Source organism: Paenibacillus sp. SC116, assembly GCF_024733555.1.
Taxonomy (GTDB): domain Bacteria; phylum Bacillota; class Bacilli; order Paenibacillales; family Paenibacillaceae; genus Paenibacillus_B.
In genome coordinates, this window is the sequence record NZ_JANIOF010000001.1 from 988,932 (window position 1) to 1,011,012 (window position 22,081).

Genomic DNA, 22,081 nt, shown 5'->3' on the forward strand with positions numbered 1-22,081 from the left:
TCACATCCCTCCCGTCTGATTATCAGAGGCTTCAAGTTCCTTCCACAGCTCGTGGAACCAATCATTGAAACCTGCTTGCTCACGGGCAAAAAATGGTGTTGCAGAGCGAATCGGTTCCGGCACATCAAATACGCACCGAATGCTGCCTGGATTGCGATTCATCACAAATACACGATCACTGACAGCCAACGCCTCGGATAAATCATGCGTCACGAGAATTGCGGTCTTTTCATGCGCCTTTAACGTGTCTACAACAAGATCTTCAAGCTGCAGCTTCGTCTGATAATCAAGCGCCGAGAATGGTTCATCGAGCAGAAACAACTCTGGCTCGGTCGCCATCGTCCGAATAAGCGCGACACGTTGACGCATTCCGCCTGATAATTGATGCGGATAAAGTCGTTCGGTCCCTTCCAATCCCATGCCTTCAAGCATTCGCACAACGCGTGATCGACTAGCCTCATTCAGCTGATTTGTTAGCTCTAGACCCATACATGCATTGTCCAAAATGGTTCGCCATGGGAACAAGTAATCTTGCTGCAGCATGTAGCCTACTCGCGAGGAACTGCCCACGACAACTTCTCCATCTACAAATACTTTACCTCTAGTAGGAAATACGAGCCCCGCAATCAACGATAACAAGCTGGTTTTCCCGCATCCACTCGGACCTACAATGCTTACAAACTCACCAGGATATATTTTTAATGATACATCTTCTAATGCAAGCTGAGCCTCTCTCCCTGTTACATAAACATGCGAAACGTCTTTTATTTCTACCATTGCGTGCATGCAGCTGCCTCCTTTCGACTCATACTAAAAGTACACGGTCTCATTTCACTGTTTGCTTCGCCTGCTTTGCGAAACGGTTATTTACTAGGCTCTCAAGTGGAACATCCTGCTTCAATTCGCCAGCAGTCCGCAGCACATCATGCAAGTTGTTCCATTCCTCTTGTTCAATCACGCCATCTATAGCATAAGAGCCTTGCTCTTTATATCGCTTAACTGCATCGATAACGATTGTACGATCTGCATCTTTAAAATAAGGAAGAATCGTATCGGCAATATTCTCAGCAGAGTTATCAGCTACCCACCGTTGAGCCTGTTGCAATGCATTTGCGAACTTCTGCACTACGTCAGACTTCTCATCCAAATAACTGCCTTTAGCCATATATGCCGTATATGGTAAACGACCGCTTTCTACACCGAAGGAGGCGACAACCGTACCGCGCCCTTCTCGTTCGAATATCGAAGCTTGAGGCTCAAACAACTGTACATATTGCCCTGTACCCGATGCATACGCGGAGGCAATATTCGCAAAATCAACATTTTGTATCAAGTCTAAGTCCTTCTGAGGATCGATACCATGCTTGCGTAATGTAAACTCTCCAGCCATTTGCGGCATGCCGCCTTTACGCTGGCCAAGGAACTCACTTCCTTTTAACTCATTCCAGTCGAACGTCCCATCATGCTCTCTCGCCATTAAAAAGGTGCCATCTGTCTGCGTCAGCTGAGCAAAGTTGATAACTGGATTGTCTGCTCCCTGCTGATATACGTATATAGAAGTTTCCGAACCTACCAAAGCAATATCAATACCCCCGGACAGCAATGCCGTCATCGTCTTGTCTCCGCCGGCAGTCGTCTGCAGATCCACATCAATGCCCTGTTCAGCAAAAAAACCTTTAGCTAGTGCGACATACTGCGGAGCGTAAAAGATCGTGCGAGCTACTTCGCCTACTCGGACTTTTGGCTTACCGCTGTCATTGCCGCAAGCGGCAGCAAAGATGGACAGCATAAAAATGACAATCAAAGCACATGTATAGAATCGAAAGCGCAGCCGCATTGTCATAACCTCCTTCATCAGTTGCTTTATATAGTCATACAGCTTATGCAACTGCCGAAGTGATGGTTAATGCCTATAACATTTATCAGTCTCTAGGTCGCCTCGTCATATCACATAGCAAAAAGCCGTTCTGCTCGCATAACCCAAGCAGAACGGCTTCACTATAAACATCTACTTTCTACTTTCCATTATCAAATACGTCAAGAATTATCGTTTTATCGTTATGTTAACGACTCTTTACTAACATCGAAATAGCCTCTTGAATCACTTCATCTGGGTTCTCACCAGCTTCAAGCTGCTCTTGTACACACTTTGCCAAGTTTGCACCGATAACGAGTCCAATCGTTCTGTCCACAGCTGTACGTACCGCTGACAGTTGAGTAACAACATCGCGGCAATCCTCACCACGCTCTAACATACTAAGGACCCCTCGGATCTGACCTTCCACCCGCTTCAGTCGATTGCGTATCGCATCTTGATGTTCCATGTTCCAACACCTCCTGCTACCATTCATCTATATACATCAAATAAACAAATTCAGTCCAGCATCTTCCGCATCCCCTAGATAGGTAGCAACTCCGCCAAGTTCAACACCATCAATAAGCTCTTGACGGTCAATGCCCATCAATTCCATGCTCATCGTACAGGCTACGAACTTGACGCCTAGCTGTTGTGCATTGTGAATCATCGTCTCCAAATCATCCACATTGTTGCGCTTCATCACATTTTGAATCATTTTTGGTCCAATGCCAGCAAAATTCATTTTCGATAATGGAAGGCTGTCCGCACTTTTCGGCATCATCATGCCAAACATTTTACCAAACATATCTTTGTCCGTTTGAGCAGCGTGCTTCCGTTTCAGCATATTTAAACCCCAGAACGTAAAGAACATCGTCACTTGCTTGCCCATCGCCGCTGCTCCAGTAGCGATAATGAAGCTAGCGATTGCTTTATCCAGATCACCACTGAATACGACTAATGTGGCATTATTTTTCTCAGCAAGTTGTCCAGAGCTTGTTGCAAGGTGGTTTGGATTTATTGCCGCTGAGTCTGGCCTGGGACTTTGCCCTTTTTGTACATATACAACAAGTTCATGATTTGAATTTTCAGCATGCAGCATCGTATTTCCGGTCTTCTCCGTCCATTGTTTCACATCCGAAGCGAACCCTGGGTCAGTTGCTTTAATTTCAATCACATCACCCTCGTTCGCCCGCTCTACCGCCTGATAAAGCTGCACAATTGGCCCTGGACATTGTAAGCCTCTTGCGTCAATCATTTGCTTAGGTTCAGCAAATTGTCTAGATACAACAGCATTCTCTTCTTTTGGAGAGGAAACTTCCGAATTCGATCCTGATTGGTTCGATTGGTTTGCTTCTTTTTCTTTTCGCATATAACTATAGGTCTTATAGCCCCCATCGACGTTAAACACCTTGAAACCGTACTGCTCAAGCATTCTTGACGCGATATATCCTCGCAAACCCACTTGGCACGATACGTAAATCGGCTGATCTTTTGGCAACGTGTTATGAGCTTGACGCAGATCATTCAGCGGAATGTTCGTGGAACCCGGGATATTCCCTGCTTGTACTTCCAATGGCTCACGCACGTCAATAAGCATTGCTCCCGATGCTATCAAATCATCCACTTCATGCCATTGAACGGTATCCACGAGCTCGTCCATCATATTCGATGCGATATAACCCAACATATTAACAGGGTCTTTTGCAGAAGAATATGGTGGCGCATAGCACAACTCCAGATCAGAAAGATCATACACAGTTAGTCCACCGCGAATCGCTGTTGCCAAAACATCAATACGTTTATCTACACCATCTGCTCCGACACCTTGAGCGCCTAGTATACGACCATCTTCAGGCGAGAATATGAGCTTCAATGAAATAGCCGCTGCGCCTGGATAGTAGCCAGCATGTGATACAGGGTGAGTATGAACGACGCGATATGGAATGGAAAGGCGTTTCAGCGTCTTCTCATTGTTGCCTGTTGAAGCAACTGTAAGCTGGAATACTTTTGCAATGGAAGAACCATAAGCGCCCTCGTATCGAGCTGGACGACCTTGAATAATATCCGCCACAAGTCGTCCTTGGCGATTCGCCCCCCAAGCAAGCGGTACATAAGTCGGCTGTCCGTTCACACGGTCTTTTACTTCAATCGCATCCCCGAGTGCATAAATAGACGGATCGCTTGTTTGCAACTGCTCATTTACACGAATAGCACCGCGTTGTCCAAGCTCTAAGCCCGCTTCCTTAGCAAGGGCATTTTCTGGTTGAACACCAATTGCCAGTACAATCATGTCTGTGTCAACTCGTAGACCACTTTCGCAAACAACGGTCTTGCCTTCGTTTTCAAACGCGGAAACACCTTCGCCTAGCAACAGTTCTACTCCATGTGTGCGCATATGCTGATGTACAATCGCAGCCATTTCCTCATCGATTGGATTCATCACTTGATTGCCACGTTCAATCATCGTGACTTCCAATCCACGCTCACGCAGGTTTTCTGCCATCTCTACACCGATAAAACCACCGCCAATAACGACTGCTCTTTTCGGTTGTTGTTCATCCACATAAGCTTTAATTCGATCCGTATCTGGAATATTTCGCAGTGTAAACAACGCCTTGGTGTCCTCAATACCTGGAATATCCGGTCGAATCGGCTTCGCCCCTGGTGACAAAATAAGAATGTCATAAGGCTGTTCATAAACAGTACCATCTTGTACACGGCGTATTTGCAGCACTTTGCGATCACGATCAGTGCGCACAGCTTCGCTCCAATTTCGAATGTCCATCTGGAAGCGCTCGGACATGCCTTTTACAGTCTGAACGAGCAACTTGCTGCGCTGCTGAATCGCACCGCCTATATAATAAGGAAGCCCGCAGTTGGCAAAAGAAATATGCTCACCGCGTTCCAACAAAATGATATTGTCATTCTCATTCAAGCGTCGCAATCGTGCAGCTGCTGAAGCTCCTCCCGCTACTCCACCAACGATAACGATCGTACGTGCTTGATTCCTTTGTGGCTGATTCATAATTAAATCTCCTCTCACTACTACTCGATTTAATAAGCTTCATACCCCTAGGGGTATGTTTGTGTGTAAAAAAATATCTAGATACCTATAGGGGTATCCTAGCATCATTCACAGGCCATGTCAAATGCTGCGATTTGTTACATCCTGTTCACACACGTTACACCGCATTTCCTCGATTTTGTGATACGCTTTGAACAAGATAGTTAGACTAATCATGTACATGTACACGAGGAAGTGATTCCATGAGCATCATTCAAACCAATCAGCTGCGTCCTGAACTGCAATACGTATGGGAAGAAGCCCAATCTTTTGTAGATAGCAGTTACCCTGAATTAGGACATTCCGCTGATAGGATACAACAACGACTAGGGAGCATCATCACAGAACTTCATGAAACAGGCACGTACACACATACAACCGAAGAGCTTGAATATGGTGCAAAGATAGCTTGGCGTAACAGCAATCGCTGTATCGGAAGGCTGTTCTGGCAGTCCTTGACTGTATTTGATGCCCGACATCTTAATACACCAGAACAGTATGCCGAGGCTATGCTTACACATATCCGCTATGCTACAAATGAAGGCCGTATTCGCCCAACCGTGACTATTTTCCGACCTTCAAAGCCTAACAAGCCAGCTCCGATGCGCATCTTAAATTATCAGCTTATCCGCTATGCTGGATATGAGACAAATACAGGTGTTATCGGTGATCCTCACTCTGTCGCCTTAACGAAACAGTGTGAAGATCTCGGATGGGTCGGCAAGCAGACCAACTTCGATCTCTTGCCGATCGTACTGCAACAAGCAGGTGAATCACCAAAGTGGTTCGAGCTACCCGAGCAGGAGATTAAACAAGTGAAACTGCGCCATCCGTCCTATGATTGGTTCGCTGATCTTGAACTGCAATGGTATGGCGTTCCTCTTGTATCCAATATGCGGCTAGAAATCGGAGGTATTTCTTACGAAGCAGCTCCATTCAATGGGTGGTATATGGGAACCGAAATTGGCGCTCGTAATCTAGCTGATACGGATAGGTACAATATGCTGCCCGTTATTGCTGATTGCATGGGTCTGGATATGTCCTCACTTGCTACACTTTGGAAAGATCGAGCGCTTGTGGAGCTTAATGCCGCCGTACTCCACTCCTTCAAGGAAGATGGTGTTAGTATTGTAGATCATCATACAGCAGCATTGCAGTTCGCTCAGTTTGAGAAACGTGAGCAGGAACAAGGTCGGAACGTTACGGGAGACTGGACATGGCTCATCCCTCCCGTATCGCCCGCAACGACGCATATTTTCCATAAATCCTATGACAACACAAACATCCGTCCGAACTTCTTCTACATGGATGAAATAAATTAGGCCTGTGACAAGTGAGGATTCCAACTTTATGCTGAAAGGCATTGGAAGTTGGAATCCTCTTTATGTAAAAATGATCTTGATAAATCTTCCATCATTTTCTAAAATATAGAATGAAGGAGTGATTATATATTGTTGATTCCACGGCATCATCATGGCTCTGCTTTACTGAATCCGGACGATAATCAGTTGGTAGAAGCGTGCTTCCAACCCCTTATTCAGGCTTTCAAACAAGTACGGATTACCAATGGGGATGAAGCAGCATTTTATGAAGAGCTGACATTAGGTCAGCAAACTTTGTTTATGTTTCGAGTTTATTATGATCACGCAATTGTATCACGGGAAGATTTATACTGGTGGAGCGCTTATTTCTATGCTCAGCCTCGCAAATGGTCTGCACTGAAGCAAGGAATCGAATATTTCGATGCAAAGGAAATATTACGTATTTTCACAAACATCGAGAGCCTGCTTGCCACTAAAGCATATCCTCGACACCTAGATGACTTCATCTATACAATGAAAGATCTTGAGCTAGACTCTTCATTAATGACAGCCTTTGATGCCTACTACATTGATTTCCAACACTACGCTGTTTTGGCAATCCAACATGCAGCTCAATATATTCGCAGCAACCAGAACGACTTTGTACAACTTACATCTGATTGATATATTGCTTGGTACCAGTATAATTAAAAAACGCCATGACCGTGTTGGTCATGGCGTATTGATTTATATGAAATGCGATGCAATTGTCCATTCGCAACCTATCAAACGATTGGATTACAATTACAGCTTATAGATATCTTTTGTCTTAGCTGTTAAATAATCAACAAGATATTGCGGATTTAATGGCTCACCTGTCATTTTCTCAATTATTTCTGCAGGCGTCAGTAAGGAACCATATTGATACACATGCTCTGTGAACCAATCTTTAATCGGCAGCAGATCACCTGCTTCAATCTTCGCATCTACATCTGGCATTTCTTGACGCAGCGTGTTCATCATTTGCGCGCCGTACATGTTGCCAAGGGAATAGGATGGGAAATAACCCAATCCACCGAACGACCAGTGCACATCTTGCAGCACCCCTTCTCCATCATGAGAAGGACGAATGCCCAAGTAGCTCTCATACTTGCTGTTCCAAGCTTCTGGAAGATCATCTACCGACAAGTTGTCGTTGATTAGCATTTTCTCAAGCTCATAGCGAATGATAATATGTACATTGTACGTAACCTCATCCGCTTCAATACGAATTAAAGATGGTTCAACACGATTGATCGCGCAATAGAACTGCTCAACATCAACATTGCCTAGCTGCTCAGGGTATCTGCGCTGCAACTCGCCATAGTAGCGTTTCCAGAACTCACGGCTGCGGCCCACGATATTTTCCCATAGACGGGATTGAGACTCGTGGATACCCATGGAGGTACCTGTAGCCAATGAAGTACGAGCCAGTTCAGGGCTGATATTCTGCTCATACAATGCGTGTCCGCCTTCATGCAAGGAACTAAATACCGCACTTGTCACATCATTTTCCAAATATTTAGTCGTGATACGAATATCCTGAGTGTTCAGTCCGATCATAAATGGATGTGCACTCTCATCTAGTCTGCCTGCCTCGAAATCGTATCCAATTTCTCCAAGTAAATACGAACTGAAATCCTTCTGTGTTTCGATGTCATAAGCCACTTGCAGGAAGCTCGCATCTGGTTTGTTATTCGATTGCTGTACTTCATGTACTAGCGGTACAAGCTTATCCTTGAGTTGACCAAAAATGCTATCCAGCTGAGCTGTCGTCAAATTCGGCTCGTACATATCAAGAAGCGTGTCATAGCGAGTATCTTTGACTCCCCAATAATCGATGAACTGCTGCGTCATGGAAATAATATTTTTCAAGTACGGCTTAAACAGCTCAAAGTCACCTTTGTCCTTTGCTTCTTCCCAGATCGTTTCTGCTTTGGATGTCAGGACAACATATTCTTCATACAACGCTGGCGGTATCAGCTTGCTGCGGTTATATTCTTTACGAGCGTCTTTGACCATCTTCTTCATCGGTGCATCAAGGGAATCGAACTGCGCTTCCAATTGATCCAAGCACGCACCCATCTCCTCGGAAACAGAGAGTTTGAACACTTCAGATGAAATCTTACCTATTGCTTCTGAACGAAGCTCTGCACCTTTGCGAGGCGCTCCTGTGCGCAAATCCCATTGCATGAGTGAAACAGCCTCACTATATGCTTTCATCTTCGAAATGATATCCAAAAATTGCTGTTCTACTACTGATAGCGTTGTCATTTCCATCCACTCCCTGTTGTAATTGGCTACCTCTTGATGATACGCCCTACACCATATATAATCAACAAGCAAAAGGACAAGAACAACATCATTCATTCGTCTATGTAGGATGTTACATTTACATAGCTATATGATTTAGAAAGGAGCGTTTGTCGCTATGGACTTGCAATTTACTGAACCAGCGCTCCAAGCCATCAAGAATCGCGGAGTCGACGAACACGCAGTCATCAAGCTAGCCTATGATACCGAGGGCTGTGGTTGTGCAGTCAATGGTGTGCCGGCCCTATGGATTATGAAAGAGGAAGACGTAAGCTCCTCTGATGAGCTTATTAGCTCCAATGCACCGTACCGGATTATCATCCATCGTCAGCATGCTGTATTTTATGAAGATTACTTAACTCTGGATTTAACAGCTGACAAGTCATTCCGCCTGTTTGGCAGAGGACAAACCTATTCGAACCATGTACGCTGCGAAGACAAACGTCTTCGCTGAATAAAAGGGGGAATTGATTTGACAAACCAACAACCACTTACTAACACATCTCAGGAATCATCTGCTACGAACTTAACCAATATCTTGGCTTATAATGAAGAGTTCGTTAACCGACATGAGTATGAGCAGTATTTGACGGACAAGTATCCTGACAAGAAAATGGTCATTTTCACATGTATGGATACTCGCCTGGTTGAATTGCTGCCAAAGGCAATGAATCTACGCAACGGCGATGTCAAAATCATTAAAAATGCAGGGGCTATTATTTCTCAGCCGTTCGGCTCTGTCGTGCGCAGTGTACTCGTTGCGATTTATGAGCTAGAAGCAAACGAAGTCGTTGTAGTTGGACATTATGAGTGTGGTATGACAGGCTTGAATTCAGAGCGTATCGTGGAAAAAGCGAAGCAACGCGGTGTAGATGATCTGGTTCTAGATACACTCACCAATTCCGGAATTAAGCTGCATCACTGGCTGCGTGGCTTTGATAATGTGCAAGAAGGCGTATTGAACAGTGTTCGCATTTTGCGTAACCATCCACTGCTGCCTGGCGATATTCCTGTACATGGAATGATCATTGATCCGACAACAGGAAAGCTAGATCTCGTTGCAGATGGATATGAATATTTAGAGCAGAAATCCAAAGGATTCCATTCCAATCACGACTTGGACGACACTACTTGCACTACACGCTAATATACTTTCAAAGCATGAACTGGTAAGGGGTTGTTCGCAGCCCCTTTTTCTGGTACTCTTAATCGTAATTATTACTCTTAATATCTTCTCGAAAAGGAGGCCATATCGGTTGATATCATCCACAAAGCAAAATGATAGCCCTGCCGCCCATCCTTCTCATACCTTGCCACAACTACCGCTACTACTCCCATTTCTACTATTGCTCACTCTAGCAGGTGTACTGGCTGCACAGCCGCTCGCAGCAAATACCGAACTTTGGCGCACATTTACAACCGTGTTCGTCAGCATTTTACTTGAAGCAATGCCATTTCTTCTATTGGGTATCATTATATCCTCACTCGTCCATGTATTTATCGCTCCAGACTTCTTTCGTAACATTGCTGTCAAGTGGCCACGGCCACTACTTATTATATTCGCCGCACTAGGCGGTATCCTGCTCCCAATCTGTGAATGCGGAATGATTCCTGTCGTACGAAAATTTATGCAAAAAGGCCTTCCTCCCGCAGCTGCCGTAACTTATATGTGCGCAGCACCAATCCTGAATCCGATTGTATACGCTTCAACAGCCACTGCATTTCCAAGTGCCCCCTGGATGGCCGTCGGACGTATGGCTGTAGCTTTTTTCGTCGTCCTAACAATAGGATGGATCGTATCCCTGATCGTACGCCGCAGTCATTCTTTTTTGCTCTTACAAATAGATTCATATAGAGAGACAAGCACTCATCATACTGGGAATCAACCTTTCCTCCCACTCTCTATCAAATTAAGACACGCAACTGAGCATATGGGCAAAGAGTGGATGGAGACTACTGTCTATTTAACGTTCGGCGCATGTATAACAGCCTTGTTTCAGACCTCATTTCCACGCAGCTTACTTGTTGATGCACCATGGATGAATCCCGCTCTAGAACACGTTGGGCTAATAACCCTTGCTTATTTGCTATCACTCTGTTCTACGTCAGACGCCTTTATCGCTGCTTCGTTTACAAGCGTGCTTGCACCAGCTTCCTTACTAACTTTTCTTGTGTTTGGTCCCATGATGGATCTAAAAACAACACTCATGATGATGACCGTGTTTCGGAAACGCTTTATTTTATTGCTCGCGTTCGTATTGCTCATCTTTGTACCGTTGTTTGCAACTTTGTTTATCTCCATCGTTTTGTAGCGCACTGAAATGTTATTAACCAATGTATAAACCTTTTTGGAATTTTAATTAGGAACATAAAGGAGTGACAACGATTGAATGAGGATCGCACTTCACGGACAGATGAGCGCATGATGAGGCTGTTTTGTGCATGTTTGTTACTTGGATGGAGTCTTATGATCGTATACATGACAAGACAACAACTCATGCCGCTGTATGTAGCACCGAGGATGGAATGGCTCGTAAAAGGCTCAGCACTCGTCTGCTACATCCTTGGCATTTTTCAAGTATATATGGCTGTCGTTCCAACCAAACATAACGATCCAACTGCCTGTAATTGCGCATCTATAGAAACAAAGCATAATCGCGGATTTGCAAGCTCCTTGTCCTCTTGTTCAGCTGCAATTACGCTGTTGCTGCCTTTCATCTTGACCGTTGTTTGGCCGCCAATGCCACTGTCTAGCCAGACTGCTGCTCTTAAAGGTGTTCAATTCACACCATCTACCTCACTTAAGCAATGGACTTCTGGCCCTACCTCATCGCTTCCAGCGTCGGAGGAGAACACAACACCTTCGGATCAAACATCCGAGTCACCGCCATCAAGCTCTAAAGTTCCTATATTTGAAGCGGATGAATTCACGCAAATGTATGCAGATTTAGCTAAACAGTTATACAACAAAGATGTAATTGTTGTCACTGAAGAAAAATATATGGAAATTATTTTGACGTTAGATTTATATAAAGAGCAATTCGCAGGCAAGCGTATCCGAATACCTGGATTCGTATATCAAGACAAAGAAATGGAAAAAGGAAGATTTGCTATCGCCCGCTTCTCCATGCAATGCTGTACCGCTGATGCGTCACCATTCGGCATATTATCTGTCAACAACACGAAACAAACGATCAAAGCGGATAATTGGGTGGAGGGAGAAGGCGTGCTCACGATAGCGAAGCATGAAAATAATCAAGTTATGCTGCTAAATGTTGATTCACTTCGTTCGATACCAGCCAAAGAAGATCCTTACGTTTATCCAGATTTCAATTTTGGTTCGTAAATTAATTGAAAAAGGGTGCTCCCGTCAACCTAGACGAGATCGCACCCTTTTCTATTGCCGTCTATAATCGAAGCATCTCCTGCAGCTCAACATACAATTGTTCAGCATCCATCTGCTCACCGATTAAGACGATGACATCGTCGATATCTCCTTGCGGTCTGATAGGGATAAACTCTGTCTGCCTATACGCAAATTGAAACATGTACCGCTTCGTGGTATCACTAAACGTTACAATTCCTTTAGCCCGATAGACATGCTGCGGCAGTCCCTTCAGCCATTGTTCAAATGTATGACTGTCAACAGCAGATGGCAGTGCACGTGTCCAAACGGTTACATGCGCATGTGAAGATTGATGATGCGTATGTGCTTCACAACCAACATCGTGACCATTATCTTCTTGGCAGGAACAAGGTTGAGGAGTCGCAACAGTCTGTTCTGATTGGTCAGAAATGTTACGCAACTCATCACTCAACGCCATGCTGCGCTGCCACAACTCGGGCTTCACTTGTGCTTGTTCTGCATAAACAATCGTCGCTTCCTTGTTCCATTGCTTTAATTGCTGCTCTACTCGCTGAATATCATGTTCTTGTACGAGATCGCATTTGTTCACAATTAGCAAATTCGCAGCCCGAATCTGCTCTTGCAGCAAATGCATCATCTTGCGGCTTGGTTTGCTAACCGAAGCAGCATCGTCTATCCAATGTGACAGTTGCAGTACATCTACCAATGTCACAATATGTGTCAGTTGAACTGGAGCGTAGAGAGAAACATCCGTTAACGCATCTACTAGCTCCATAGGCTCCGCAATGCCTGTACATTCCACGTAAACCACATCAGGCTGATGCTCCTGAACAAGCTCCAGCAACTTCATGCCAAAGTCGCCGCGAATTGAGCAGCATATGCAGCCACCAAGCAACTCTTCCATGTTTACTTCCTCGGGAAGCAGTTGTCCATCCAAATTCACATCCCCGGCTTCATTCATAATGACCGCAGGTTTCATCCCTTGCTGCAAACATTGCTGTGTCCACTGCTGCAGAAGCGTCGTCTTGCCGCTTCCTAAAAATCCAGCCAAAATAACAACCGGTATATCATGACGCTCACTAGAGGAAGTCATTAAGTCCATTATTGAATGATTATGTGTCATATAACTCTCTCTTTCTCTATTGCAGTCTTCAACTTATAGTTGTGCCGCTGTCCACCGTTCATCATGGGCGGTGATGAAGGAATTTGTCTCCAATTGTTACGTAATAGCCACCATATCGGAACTAACATCAGTATAAATACAATAGAAACCCAAAAAGCTGCTTGAATGCGGTTTACCGTCACTACAGTTCCTTCAACGGAAGTATACCCCAACATGACAATTGCGGAATAAATAGCTATGGAACAAGCACTTAACAGTTGTTTCAGCCAACTGGACAGGGCAGATCCTTGAGCAACATTTTCATTTGCCAGACACACCATATTCATATGATTGCCCGGCGTCGTTACGAAGCTTATACCAACGCTGCGAATGAACATCGCACCGATAATCGAAACTACCGAGGCAGAACCATCCATGTAAGCTAATAATATTGATCCACAGAGCATCAGCAAAAATCCTGTGAACAGGAGCCTCAATGGCCCTACCACATCATACAATCTCCCTACTATTGGTGCAAGCAAGACCATCACGAATGAGGGGAACAACATAATCCATCCGCTCTCTGCCGCATTCCGTCCTTGTACATCCATCAAATAGAACGGCATCAAGTATGTGCCTGCATATAGCGCTAGCGTTACGACTCCATTCCATAACATCGTAAGCATCCATAGCCGATACTTGAATAATGGCCAATGAAGTAAAGGTCGCTTATCCACTGCACTAATATGTACAAGCCGTACTAACATTCCTCCTCCTGCCACAGCAACCATACCATAAATCCATCCTCCCCCAAACCAATGATGTATTTGGCTTAAACCAATGATTACACATGCGCTTCCCGTGCCAGCCAGAACGAATTGTCGCAATGGGAAAGGAGCATGAGAGATGGTTACAGACGGTCGTGAGATCTGGCTAAGGCAACATAGCATAAAAACACTGAGCAATCCCGAGAACATAAATAAACTTGACCAACCAAACTGTACGTACAACCATCCACTTATAACAGGCCCAACAGCAGGGCCCAGCATTGCCGCCATTGACCACCAGCCCATAGCTAATGCTCTTTTTTCCTCTGAGATATATTGATAGATCATTGAAACCGTTAACGGCGTAATCACGCCCGCACATAGTCCCGACACAATACGGATGACCACAATGGATCCCCAATCCGTTAACATACTGCCAATTGCTGAAGCAATCGCAGATAGAGTGGTTGCAATCACCAGTACTCCGCGTATTCCCCACCGTTCTATTGCGTAGCCAGACAACGTCATCGATACTCCGGCAGCTGCCATAAATCCAATTAAGGACCACTGAGCATGATCGACGGTTAAGCCCCAATGGGCCTTCCAGATCGGAATCATGATCGTATATCCGCTTATCCCATACATCGACATGAACACGCCCAGTAGAGAACATAACAAAAGAGAAATTTCTAATATTTTTCTGTTATGTATAAAAATCCGCCCCTTTTCAACTTAATCTCTACTTTTATGATTAAAATACTTGCCTATTAGATTTTTTTTCTTATAATGTAGTTGTTCCCATCTCGCACGGCACGTTCAGTGAGGTACATGTATGGATGAACGATATCAACTTCGAATTAGGAAGGAGTTCCTGATATGTTAAATACGTTATCCTATGGTTTGTTGGGCTTGTTAGCCAAAGAGCCGTGTTCTGGGTATGATTTAATGCTACGTATTCAACCATTCTGGCAAGCGAAACATAGTCAAATCTATCCATTGCTCGCCAAGCTGGAACGTGAGAACTACGTACAATATGAACGCATTGAGCAAAGAGACAAGCCTGATAAGAAAGTGTACACGATAACCGATTTGGGACGTGAAGCTGTTATGGAGTGGCTTGGCGAACCGCCAGCCGAAACCGCTTTCCGTGACGAACTAAGCCTAAAAGCCAATTGCATCTGGATGACTGACCGCAATACAGCAGCCCCTCTATTCCTCGCTCGCATGAAGCAGCTAGAGACCAAGATTGCCTATTACGAAAAGTTATTGACTCGCATCCCTGAAGAAGAGCGTCATATTCGTTCCAAACATTTTGGAGATTATATTTTGTTGAATCGTGCGATTTCTCTCGCAGAAGGTCAAATCGAGTGGTGTAAATGGGTTATTCAAATGCTTGAGGACGGACAAGAAGTGTAAACAAGCGAATAGCTGAAGTAAGATACAACCGCAGATTATCCCACCGGACGCTGCGGTTGTTATTATTGCTGTCTTTGTTGCATCGCAGCGTGTCGAGCTGCAATAACTTCAGAACGATCTCTAAGACTGTGTCGATGAATGAGTTCTTCACTCCAGATAGGAGGTTCCAACTTCCATTCGAGCGATTCGCTGAGGCACTGTACTTTACACTGCTTCAAAAGACGTTCATCTGAGATAGGTAGATTCATCACTTCAAAAACTTCGGTATGATCCGATAGTTTACTTTGCTCAGCAGCTTTCTTAACTTTCTCGACGCGTTGATCAATTTGCAACAATAGCCTTTCCTTATCCAAGCCGATGGAACTCCAATTTAAATCTTTGGCATCACTTTGAACGAGAGTCAGCATTTTAAGAGCCCCTCTGCTATTTCCTCTTCGCTCATGGTATAGGCCAACGGCTATTCTTACGAGTGCTAGCCATAATGTTCGTTTATCAGCAGCTGTCTCGGCCTTCCACATTTCTTCCATAATTTCATGGCACTCGAACCAATCACGTGTAACGTGAAACTCTATTAAATAACGAACATAATTGTGATTATACATGCGGCACCAGCTTCCTACAGAGCATTATTTCTACCTATATTCAACTTCCATGATTATTGTAACAATTACTTATGTTTTTTGAAACCTTTCGTGACTTCATCCGTAAACAATCAATAGGGAAAATAAAATTATATTATTCATCTTTCGAGGAGGCAATTATGCGTAAATTAATGGTAGCTTTCATGGCTATTACACTTCTATTCGCCGTAACGGCACCTGGCATCGTTGACGCTAAGAAACGTGGTGGCGGTTTCAGCTCTGGGGTTAAGAAATATAACCCAGCGCCTACGAAGAACGATTCTGGCGTATCTTCTACGAACAAAGCAAATCAGCCAACCAACAAAGCAACAACGACAACTCCACCTAAGACATCTAAGCCTAGCTTTGGCGGCAGCTTCCTTAAAGGGATGATGATCGGTGGACTCGCAGGGATGTTGTTCGGTGGATTGTTCGGTGACTTGGGAATGTTGGGTAACATTCTAGGTCTTATGGTCAACGTATTTGCAATCGTGCTTCTATTCATGGTTGCATCCATCATATTCCGCAAGTGGCGCGACCAGCGTAAAGCTCGTTCTTCACACGGAGGATACAACTAATGACACTACGATTGTCTATGGACGAACTTGTTAATGCAGTGTGTCTCAATATGGCAATGCGCCGACAAGTTCAACCTTCAGATGTCGAGGTAGAATTATGCTGGGATGAAGAATACGGCTTTACCGCTCAAGTATGGATTCAAGGACGGCAGCAATATTTAGTAGAAATGAATCTACTAGAAGCAATTGAGCAGTATGCGCATCAGCATTACGGTCATCGCGTATTTCGTTCTGACATTCAGCTAAATGTCAATGATGAAGAGATGTGGGCTGACGTTAACGTCTCCGCTTAATTATCACTACAACAACTGCATTTTATGAATCACAAAGCGGCTTTCTACGATGTTACCATCGATAGAAAGCCGCTTTTTTCATTGCTGTTTTATGGCAAGAATGACGTAAAATCCGCTTCTATTAAATATTTTTAATCAAAAACGGTAATTTTGTTACAACATTGTCTTCTCTTTTTAAGGTTGGTTTAATGTTGACTGTTTATTATAAAGTCATAGGTAACATATACGTTGTAATGGAGGTACATTCTATGTTGAAGAAAACCGTATATATTGAATTTCAAGATCGCCAAATCCCAGTGTTTTGCACAACTATTTCACATAAGAACACATTCTCTCTACTTAAAGATGCATTGAATCGTAAGCTATTCACAGGCAAACGTGCCATTAAGAAATGTCTTGATTCACTTATCAGTATTGAGATTGTTGGCTCAGAAGCTATCTTACACTCCAAGTGGGAAAATGACACACTTGCTTTATCTTTGTACTAAGTAGAACTAATCAGTATTTAACTAACGGCCCCGACTAATGAGTCTGTCACACTCTGAAGCTCACTTTCCATTGAGTGCAACGACACGGAGTGGTTTGCCCGGCAACAGCGTAATAACCGAGATTGTTTCGCTATCTATGTTCCACCAAGCGATGTACGGGTCTTTATTTACGCCTGACAGAAGAATGTAATTGTTAACCCAACTATGAATACGAATAGAAGAATGGCGCATTGCTCCTTCAAGAGTGATGCGCTTTCTTATTTGACCGTCTACCATCCCTCGTATCTCAAGCGCACTATCATCTGCACAGTGGATGAGCAATTGCTCAGGATAATCTCGTGAAGTTACGATTTGATCAGGCCCTTCCCCAGTATGAATGAGTCGAGAAGGAACGTGCAGTGAATTTAAGTTCCACATACGCAATGAATTTTCCATCGCACTGCATGCATACAGTAATCTATTATCAACACTTATACCTGTGTCTGCCACTAATGCTCCAGCTGGAATCGTATGTGTGATCTCTCCAGTTGCAATATCTAATATTTTCATCGTCGACGATGTATGGCTCGTAAATAGTATCCTTCTTCCATCTCGTAGCGAGCACATTTGATGAGGTATAAAGCCGATACCAAATGGTCCGCTGACATGTACCTTTTTTTCTCTTAAAGCAATTAAACGTAATTGTTGTGAGGATGCTACCATTCCTGCAAAGCAACTTTCCTCAGATTGTGTTGTAAATGGTATAATGCTATCAAAGGGATAGCTCTCGTCTGCTGACACATATCGTTCAACCTGTTTAGTTGAAAGTAATAATTGTATCCACTGCCTCCCACCCTGCTCCATTAGCGTTAACGTATTTCCTCGGTCCTCTCTTACTAAACCAATTAGTCTGCCTTGCTTCCATTCCCAGCGCCAAACTTGTTTTAAGTTCTCGTCTAAGAGAACAACAACATTAGGCTCGCATAATACAGCGAATTGAGCCATACGAATCACCTGTATCATCAAAGTAGCTGTGCACGATCATTCCAACCCTAATTTACTTCCTGACTCCTCTATCTTCAGCACTTCGCAAGCTAGTTTTACCCAAGCGTCGTCATTTCCATACCATGATGGACCATTCGGCATAAGATATTGCAACGTGCTTTTATGCTTTGCAATCAACTCTGGTTGTTTACATGCATGTGACTCATTTATCAACAACAAGTCGAACGGATATTGGCGTATAACCGATATTGCCTCTTCCAATAATGGTATGTCTCTCTGTATATACCCCATCCTTATAAGGATAACTGGCTTATCCTTCCTTAAATCATCTGAAAATCTATGAATGCGTTTCTGCAATGTTTGATAATAGAGCTCATAGTTATACAAAGGAGGCTCTCCCTCAACAACAGGAAAGTCATGAAAGGAATGGCAATCCCATTTTCGATCTACTACATGGTAATAAAGTCCATTATCAGTGATGCCGAGAATATCCAAGTTGTCTCTTTCCATAAACGAAGAGAAATTGGACTGAATAAGTGAAGCTGTCAAACTTGCATCAGGCATTCCGAACCAATCTAGTGGATAAGAAGCTTGCCGCAAACCTAAACGTCTTATTTGATAAGCTACCGAACAACTTCCTCCTAAACCGATTACAACGCGATTATAACTAGATAAGTCTCTCAATATCCGTCCCTCTTCCTCTGTACTGTATACGCAATTCGAACGACAAGCGAATGTGTACAACGTGGCCATATTAGAAAAGGGGATGAGCCTAATGCCCCTCCCCTCTCCAAGCTTACTAAAATAAATCTATCGATTAGTTAGAAACAGCTACAGCACTAAAACTTTCTGGACCTGTGCGAGTGGCGAGATTTATGCCACTTCCAAGTACGTAAGCAGTATAGATTGGGAAGCTAGGAGTGGTTGGTACGTTGAAGTCAGTAGCTGAAACTGTAAATGTAAGTGTATCTAGAGCGTTGACTGGCAAAGCAGTAGTTGCCGAATAGATTTGAGTTGTATCCCGGAAAATTAGAATTGTGACAGTACCTAATACAGCAAGCAAAGTTGTTACTGCAACAGTTGCGCTTAACTCTACTCGAGTACCAGTAGTAGCAGTTGCTAAGTTGATCCCCAATGTTCCAAACAAGGCAGGAGCAGCAGTTAGCGGAACTGCAATCGAACCTGCATAACTCGCATTTTGCGAAATTTGACCATCTACAAAGGTAGACATTGGCTTCACCTCCACTATTACTATATGTAAATCTTCAACTCTCGCTTGGACCAATGATAGATTCTTCAAAATTAGACGGCAAAATATTCTTGACACGATACATTTTGTATCATAAAGTACAACTATCAGCTACATAATTCCCCATATCTGACTAATCTAATAAACGAAGGAGTATCCCATATGACGATCGGAGAAAGATTGCGACGCCTGCGTATTTCTCGCAAGCTATCGCAAGAGGAAGTAGCAAGATATATTGGCGTGACTCGCTCGGCCTACAGCCATTACGAAATTAATAGCCGACAGCCCGTCTATGATACAGTTCGTAAACTATCGACTTTATTTGACGTATCGATTGATTATCTTATAAATTCTGACCTGCAAGACCACGAGCCTCAAGAAACAAAAAGACTGCTTCAACTATGGCAAGCCATGGATGAGCAGTCACGCGAGCAAACTCTTCATATGATGCATGCTATGAAACAATCAAATTCAAAATTATAAGTCGTACACAGGAAGTTCAATATGAAACGTACTTCCTTGACCATATGCACTTTGCGCCCATATCCGACCATGATGAAGCTCTACAATTTCTTTGGCAATTGACAGACCTAATCCACTACCGCCTACTGCTGAATTTCGAGACTTATCTCTTTTGTAAAAGCGATCAAAAATATAGGGCAAGTCTTCCGCATCAATCCCAACCCCTGTATCGTTAATTGAAATATGGATACAAGATTTAGATACCACATATTGAAAGCGTATGCTTATCTTTCCTCCGGTTGGGGTAAATTTGACAGCATTGTATATTATATTATCAAATACTTGTGTCATTCTGTCTAAGTCCATTCTAAGATTTAAACTTACCGGAGGGGCATCTCGATACGTCAGATTGTAACAAGCAAACAGCAGTCCCCTTGCACGCAATTCTAATTCATACTGTTCTTCAATATGGGAAATAAAACGCTCCAAACGCACATCTACCATTTCTACGTTGACCTGACGAGCCTCCAACTTAGATAATTCGAATAAATCCTCAATCAAATGATTTAAGCTATTCACTTTGTTAAGCATCAGTTTCATATATTTTTTTTGTTCGTCAGGCTCAACAATAACATCGTCGTAGAGTGCCTCCAAATATCCTCTAATTAATGTCATAGGGGTTCGCAAGTCATGAGATATATTCGATAACAAATGTCTACGTGAACGTTCCATACGTTCTAGCTCTTCATTTTTGGATTCTAAACTTTCATTCATCCGCACTAATTCTGAAGTACGATGTTCAATCCTCGTTTCAAGTCCAGCATTAAGCTCTCGTAATTCATAGTAGAGAGATTCCACATCCCCCATTGCCTTGGATATGCGTCTAGACAGCATTATAGATTGCATAAATACGCAAACAACAAGTCCAAATGGAGCCAGATCACGAATAGGAGCAATCCCTTGGTAGTATAAAATATCATTAAAAATAAGAACCGCAAAAATGATAAATCCTAATAATGTAATCGTGGCCCCCGTACGCTGACTCTGAATTGCGCGAACCGTAACGATAATTGAAAAAACAACCGCGAAAACAATATAGATTTGGTACATAATAAGAATCGATGTGAAGAATAATGGAGATAGAGTCAAGGTGATGAGTAAAAATACAAAACCAAACCCAATCAATGTGTAGTAGTATTTTTGAAGTGTTTCTTCCTTAAATAAATAATGGACAAAGCTGACACCTGCCATTACAGCAATCGTCATTAGACAATAATCCAGTCTAATGACACCCGTCCATCGATACCATGAGGTCCAATACATAAGCATTACATCACCTAAAGTGAGCATTCTTACAGCAATAGCGATGCAAAGCAGACCAAAAAAGAATGTAAACTTTTCTCTACGCCGTCCCATAAACATTCCAAACTGATACAAACCAATAATAAGTAAACATCCGAAAATAAGCGAATCCTTCGCTGTCTCTAGCTTGCTTTTACGGGTCATTTGATTCACAGTTCCAATCTCTGGCGCAACAGAGATCCCACCCTTATGATGAGCAAAATTTGCTACCTGTATGACGATGTCCAATTTTTCTTTTGGCGCAGGAATCATAATTAATCGATTTCTAAAAGAAGGAACTGCTTCTTCAGCGTTATTTGCCACTACACCTTCTTTTATGTACAGCTTACCGTTGATCCAAATATTATAGGAGCTGAATGTGCCTGGCATCCATAAGCCAAGAAGCACTTCAGATGGGTTCTTAAATATTTGTATTCGATATGATGCGTAGCCTGCACCACTTAGCGGCACTCCGTTCAGTTCAACTTGATTCCACAACTTGGGGACAGAGACATAGTGCTGGTCACTCCCTGCAGCAAACATTTCTGGTGTACGCAGCTCATTCCAATTAAACTCCCATTTCCCATTAAGAGTTACGGACCCGTCTCTTTCAAAATTCCAAGCTTTCAAATTCAATACACCATATTGTACTTGTGGTGCAATTTTGGAATGCGAGATATCTCCTATAAGTTGAAGCACAATGACAACCAATACCGCTAAAGCTACAAATGCATGAAAGGATAGCTTTTTAATGCGGAAACACCCCCAGTACACTTACTCGCTGCAATATATATCAATGCTTGGCTTATTCGACAACTGCACTCACTTACTGTGTTGTC

At 43.4% G+C, this 22,081-nt stretch carries 23 protein-coding genes; 11 read left to right on the top strand and 12 right to left on the bottom strand.

Annotated features, from left to right (window positions below; translation table 11 throughout):
* The 4 genes from NQ117_RS04035 to NQ117_RS04050 all read right to left on the bottom strand — a co-directional run bounded on the left by NQ117_RS04035 (position 1) and on the right by NQ117_RS04050 (position 4,883).
* On the bottom strand, positions 1–786 hold the full coding sequence (locus tag NQ117_RS04035; RefSeq protein WP_258276713.1) for an ABC transporter ATP-binding protein: 786 nt from the start codon (positions 784–786) through the stop codon (positions 1–3).
* A 40-nt stretch (positions 787–826) separates the two neighbouring features.
* Positions 827–1,837, bottom strand: a complete 1,011-nt coding sequence (locus NQ117_RS04040) for an ABC transporter substrate-binding protein (RefSeq protein WP_258276714.1) — start codon at positions 1,835–1,837, stop codon at positions 827–829.
* A 226-nt stretch (positions 1,838–2,063) separates the two neighbouring features.
* Positions 2,064–2,324 carry a metal-sensitive transcriptional regulator gene (locus NQ117_RS04045; protein ID WP_258276715.1) on the bottom strand — a complete coding sequence of 87 codons (261 nt, stop codon included), beginning with the start codon at positions 2,322–2,324 and terminating at the stop codon, positions 2,064–2,066.
* Positions 2,325–2,360: 36 nt separating this feature from the next.
* On the bottom strand, positions 2,361–4,883 hold the full coding sequence (locus NQ117_RS04050; protein ID WP_258276716.1) for a CoA-disulfide reductase: 2,523 nt from the start codon (positions 4,881–4,883) through the stop codon (positions 2,361–2,363).
* A gap of 242 nt (positions 4,884–5,125) precedes the next feature.
* Between NQ117_RS04050 and NQ117_RS04055 the strand changes: the two genes are divergently transcribed.
* Positions 5,126–6,244, top strand: coding sequence for a nitric oxide synthase oxygenase (locus NQ117_RS04055; RefSeq protein ID WP_258276717.1), 1,119 nt, complete (start codon positions 5,126–5,128; stop codon positions 6,242–6,244).
* 129 nt (positions 6,245–6,373) lie between these two features.
* On the top strand, positions 6,374–6,907 hold the full coding sequence (locus tag NQ117_RS04060; RefSeq protein ID WP_258276718.1) for a hypothetical protein: 534 nt from the start codon (positions 6,374–6,376) through the stop codon (positions 6,905–6,907).
* Positions 6,908–7,027: 120 nt separating this feature from the next.
* Here the strand turns inward: NQ117_RS04060 and NQ117_RS04065 are convergent, their stop codons facing one another.
* Entirely contained in the window at positions 7,028–8,536 is a 1,509-nt protein-coding gene (locus NQ117_RS04065) for a carboxypeptidase M32 (protein WP_258276719.1), read from the bottom strand.
* A gap of 157 nt (positions 8,537–8,693) precedes the next feature.
* Here NQ117_RS04065 and NQ117_RS04070 point away from each other — a divergent pair, with 157 nt between their 5' ends.
* The 4 genes from NQ117_RS04070 (at position 8,694) to NQ117_RS04085 (ending at position 11,921) form a co-directional block, all read left to right on the top strand.
* A complete protein-coding gene (locus tag NQ117_RS04070; protein ID WP_258276720.1) occupies positions 8,694–9,029 on the top strand; it encodes an iron-sulfur cluster biosynthesis family protein in 336 nt (111 codons plus the stop codon).
* Positions 9,030–9,047: 18 nt separating this feature from the next.
* The gene (locus NQ117_RS04075) at positions 9,048–9,722 is read left to right on the top strand and encodes a beta-class carbonic anhydrase (RefSeq protein ID WP_258276721.1); all 675 of its coding nucleotides are present in this window, start codon (positions 9,048–9,050) and stop codon (positions 9,720–9,722) included.
* Between the two features lie 109 nt (positions 9,723–9,831).
* Complete coding sequence (locus NQ117_RS04080; RefSeq protein ID WP_258276722.1) at positions 9,832–10,887, top strand: permease; 1,056 nt, start codon at positions 9,832–9,834, stop codon at positions 10,885–10,887.
* Between the two features lie 74 nt (positions 10,888–10,961).
* Complete coding sequence (locus NQ117_RS04085) at positions 10,962–11,921, top strand: TIGR03943 family putative permease subunit (protein ID WP_258276723.1); 960 nt, start codon at positions 10,962–10,964, stop codon at positions 11,919–11,921.
* Positions 11,922–11,982: 61 nt separating this feature from the next.
* On the opposite strand, the gene NQ117_RS04090 is transcribed toward NQ117_RS04085, so the two are convergent.
* Together NQ117_RS04090 and NQ117_RS04095 are read right to left on the bottom strand one after the other, a co-directional pair.
* A complete protein-coding gene (locus tag NQ117_RS04090) occupies positions 11,983–13,065 on the bottom strand; it encodes a CobW family GTP-binding protein (RefSeq protein WP_258276724.1) in 1,083 nt (360 codons plus the stop codon).
* Positions 13,062–14,468 (bottom strand): MFS transporter, encoded by a 1,407-nt coding sequence (locus NQ117_RS04095; protein ID WP_258278162.1) that lies wholly within the window; start codon positions 14,466–14,468, stop codon positions 13,062–13,064. Before NQ117_RS04095 ends, NQ117_RS04090 begins: the two co-directional genes overlap by 4 nt.
* A 219-nt stretch (positions 14,469–14,687) precedes the next feature.
* On the opposite strand from NQ117_RS04095, the gene NQ117_RS04100 reads away from it, so the two are divergent.
* The gene (locus tag NQ117_RS04100; protein ID WP_258276725.1) at positions 14,688–15,227 is read left to right on the top strand and encodes a PadR family transcriptional regulator; all 540 of its coding nucleotides are present in this window, start codon (positions 14,688–14,690) and stop codon (positions 15,225–15,227) included.
* A gap of 62 nt (positions 15,228–15,289) precedes the next feature.
* Here NQ117_RS04100 and NQ117_RS04105 read toward each other — a convergent pair whose 3' ends face one another.
* On the bottom strand, positions 15,290–15,829 hold the full coding sequence (locus NQ117_RS04105) for a DUF309 domain-containing protein (protein WP_258276726.1): 540 nt from the start codon (positions 15,827–15,829) through the stop codon (positions 15,290–15,292).
* A gap of 158 nt (positions 15,830–15,987) precedes the next feature.
* Here NQ117_RS04105 and NQ117_RS04110 point away from each other — a divergent pair, with 158 nt between their 5' ends.
* The 3 genes from NQ117_RS04110 (at position 15,988) to NQ117_RS04120 (ending at position 17,206) form a co-directional block, all read left to right on the top strand.
* On the top strand, positions 15,988–16,425 hold the full coding sequence (locus tag NQ117_RS04110; protein ID WP_258276727.1) for a hypothetical protein: 438 nt from the start codon (positions 15,988–15,990) through the stop codon (positions 16,423–16,425).
* Positions 16,425–16,718, top strand: a complete 294-nt coding sequence (locus NQ117_RS04115; protein ID WP_258276728.1) for a YxcD family protein — start codon at positions 16,425–16,427, stop codon at positions 16,716–16,718. The genes NQ117_RS04110 and NQ117_RS04115 overlap by 1 nt, the downstream gene beginning before the upstream one ends.
* A gap of 248 nt (positions 16,719–16,966) precedes the next feature.
* The gene (locus tag NQ117_RS04120; RefSeq protein ID WP_258276729.1) at positions 16,967–17,206 is read left to right on the top strand and encodes a 3-dehydroquinate dehydratase; all 240 of its coding nucleotides are present in this window, start codon (positions 16,967–16,969) and stop codon (positions 17,204–17,206) included.
* Positions 17,207–17,266: 60 nt separating this feature from the next.
* Here the strand turns inward: NQ117_RS04120 and NQ117_RS04125 are convergent, their stop codons facing one another.
* From NQ117_RS04125 to NQ117_RS04135, 3 genes are all read right to left on the bottom strand, one after another.
* Positions 17,267–18,190: a WD40 repeat domain-containing protein gene (locus tag NQ117_RS04125; protein ID WP_258276730.1), complete on the bottom strand. Its 924-nt coding sequence runs from the start codon at positions 18,188–18,190 to the stop codon at positions 17,267–17,269.
* 36 nt (positions 18,191–18,226) lie between these two features.
* The gene (locus tag NQ117_RS04130) at positions 18,227–18,874 is read right to left on the bottom strand and encodes a papain-like cysteine peptidase (protein ID WP_258276731.1); all 648 of its coding nucleotides are present in this window, start codon (positions 18,872–18,874) and stop codon (positions 18,227–18,229) included.
* Between the two features lie 133 nt (positions 18,875–19,007).
* Positions 19,008–19,421 carry a hypothetical protein gene (locus tag NQ117_RS04135; RefSeq protein ID WP_258276732.1) on the bottom strand — a complete coding sequence of 138 codons (414 nt, stop codon included), beginning with the start codon at positions 19,419–19,421 and terminating at the stop codon, positions 19,008–19,010.
* A gap of 180 nt (positions 19,422–19,601) precedes the next feature.
* On the opposite strand from NQ117_RS04135, the gene NQ117_RS04140 reads away from it, so the two are divergent.
* Positions 19,602–19,922, top strand: a complete 321-nt coding sequence (locus NQ117_RS04140; RefSeq protein ID WP_258276733.1) for a helix-turn-helix domain-containing protein — start codon at positions 19,602–19,604, stop codon at positions 19,920–19,922.
* On the opposite strand, the gene NQ117_RS04145 is transcribed toward NQ117_RS04140, so the two are convergent.
* Entirely contained in the window at positions 19,917–22,016 is a 2,100-nt protein-coding gene (locus NQ117_RS04145; protein ID WP_258276734.1) for a sensor histidine kinase, read from the bottom strand. The genes NQ117_RS04140 and NQ117_RS04145 overlap by 6 nt on opposite strands.
* Positions 22,017–22,081: the final 65 nt, after the last annotated feature.

Bases quoted from the DNA above. Each gene is read 5' to 3' on its own strand.
- NQ117_RS04035 (WP_258276713.1), bottom strand. From the start codon at position 786: ATGCACGCAATGGTAGAAATAAAAGACGTTTCGCATGTTTATGTAACA.
- NQ117_RS04040 (WP_258276714.1), bottom strand. From the start codon at position 1,837: ATGCGGCTGCGCTTTCGATTCTATACATGTGCTTTGATTGTCATTTTT.
- NQ117_RS04045 (WP_258276715.1), bottom strand. From the start codon at position 2,324: ATGGAACATCAAGATGCGATACGCAATCGACTGAAGCGGGTGGAAGGT.
- NQ117_RS04050 (WP_258276716.1), bottom strand. From the start codon at position 4,883: ATGAATCAGCCACAAAGGAATCAAGCACGTACGATCGTTATCGTTGGT.
- NQ117_RS04055 (WP_258276717.1), top strand. From the start codon at position 5,126: ATGAGCATCATTCAAACCAATCAGCTGCGTCCTGAACTGCAATACGTA.
- NQ117_RS04065 (WP_258276719.1), bottom strand. From the start codon at position 8,536: ATGACAACGCTATCAGTAGTAGAACAGCAATTTTTGGATATCATTTCG.
- NQ117_RS04070 (WP_258276720.1), top strand. From the start codon at position 8,694: ATGGACTTGCAATTTACTGAACCAGCGCTCCAAGCCATCAAGAATCGC.
- NQ117_RS04090 (WP_258276724.1), bottom strand. From the start codon at position 13,065: ATGACACATAATCATTCAATAATGGACTTAATGACTTCCTCTAGTGAG.
- NQ117_RS04100 (WP_258276725.1), top strand. From the start codon at position 14,688: ATGTTAAATACGTTATCCTATGGTTTGTTGGGCTTGTTAGCCAAAGAG.
- NQ117_RS04105 (WP_258276726.1), bottom strand. From the start codon at position 15,829: ATGTATAATCACAATTATGTTCGTTATTTAATAGAGTTTCACGTTACA.
- NQ117_RS04110 (WP_258276727.1), top strand. From the start codon at position 15,988: ATGCGTAAATTAATGGTAGCTTTCATGGCTATTACACTTCTATTCGCC.
- NQ117_RS04115 (WP_258276728.1), top strand. From the start codon at position 16,425: ATGACACTACGATTGTCTATGGACGAACTTGTTAATGCAGTGTGTCTC.
- NQ117_RS04120 (WP_258276729.1), top strand. From the start codon at position 16,967: ATGTTGAAGAAAACCGTATATATTGAATTTCAAGATCGCCAAATCCCA.
- NQ117_RS04125 (WP_258276730.1), bottom strand. From the start codon at position 18,190: ATGGCTCAATTCGCTGTATTATGCGAGCCTAATGTTGTTGTTCTCTTA.
- NQ117_RS04135 (WP_258276732.1), bottom strand. From the start codon at position 19,421: ATGTCTACCTTTGTAGATGGTCAAATTTCGCAAAATGCGAGTTATGCA.
- NQ117_RS04140 (WP_258276733.1), top strand. From the start codon at position 19,602: ATGACGATCGGAGAAAGATTGCGACGCCTGCGTATTTCTCGCAAGCTA.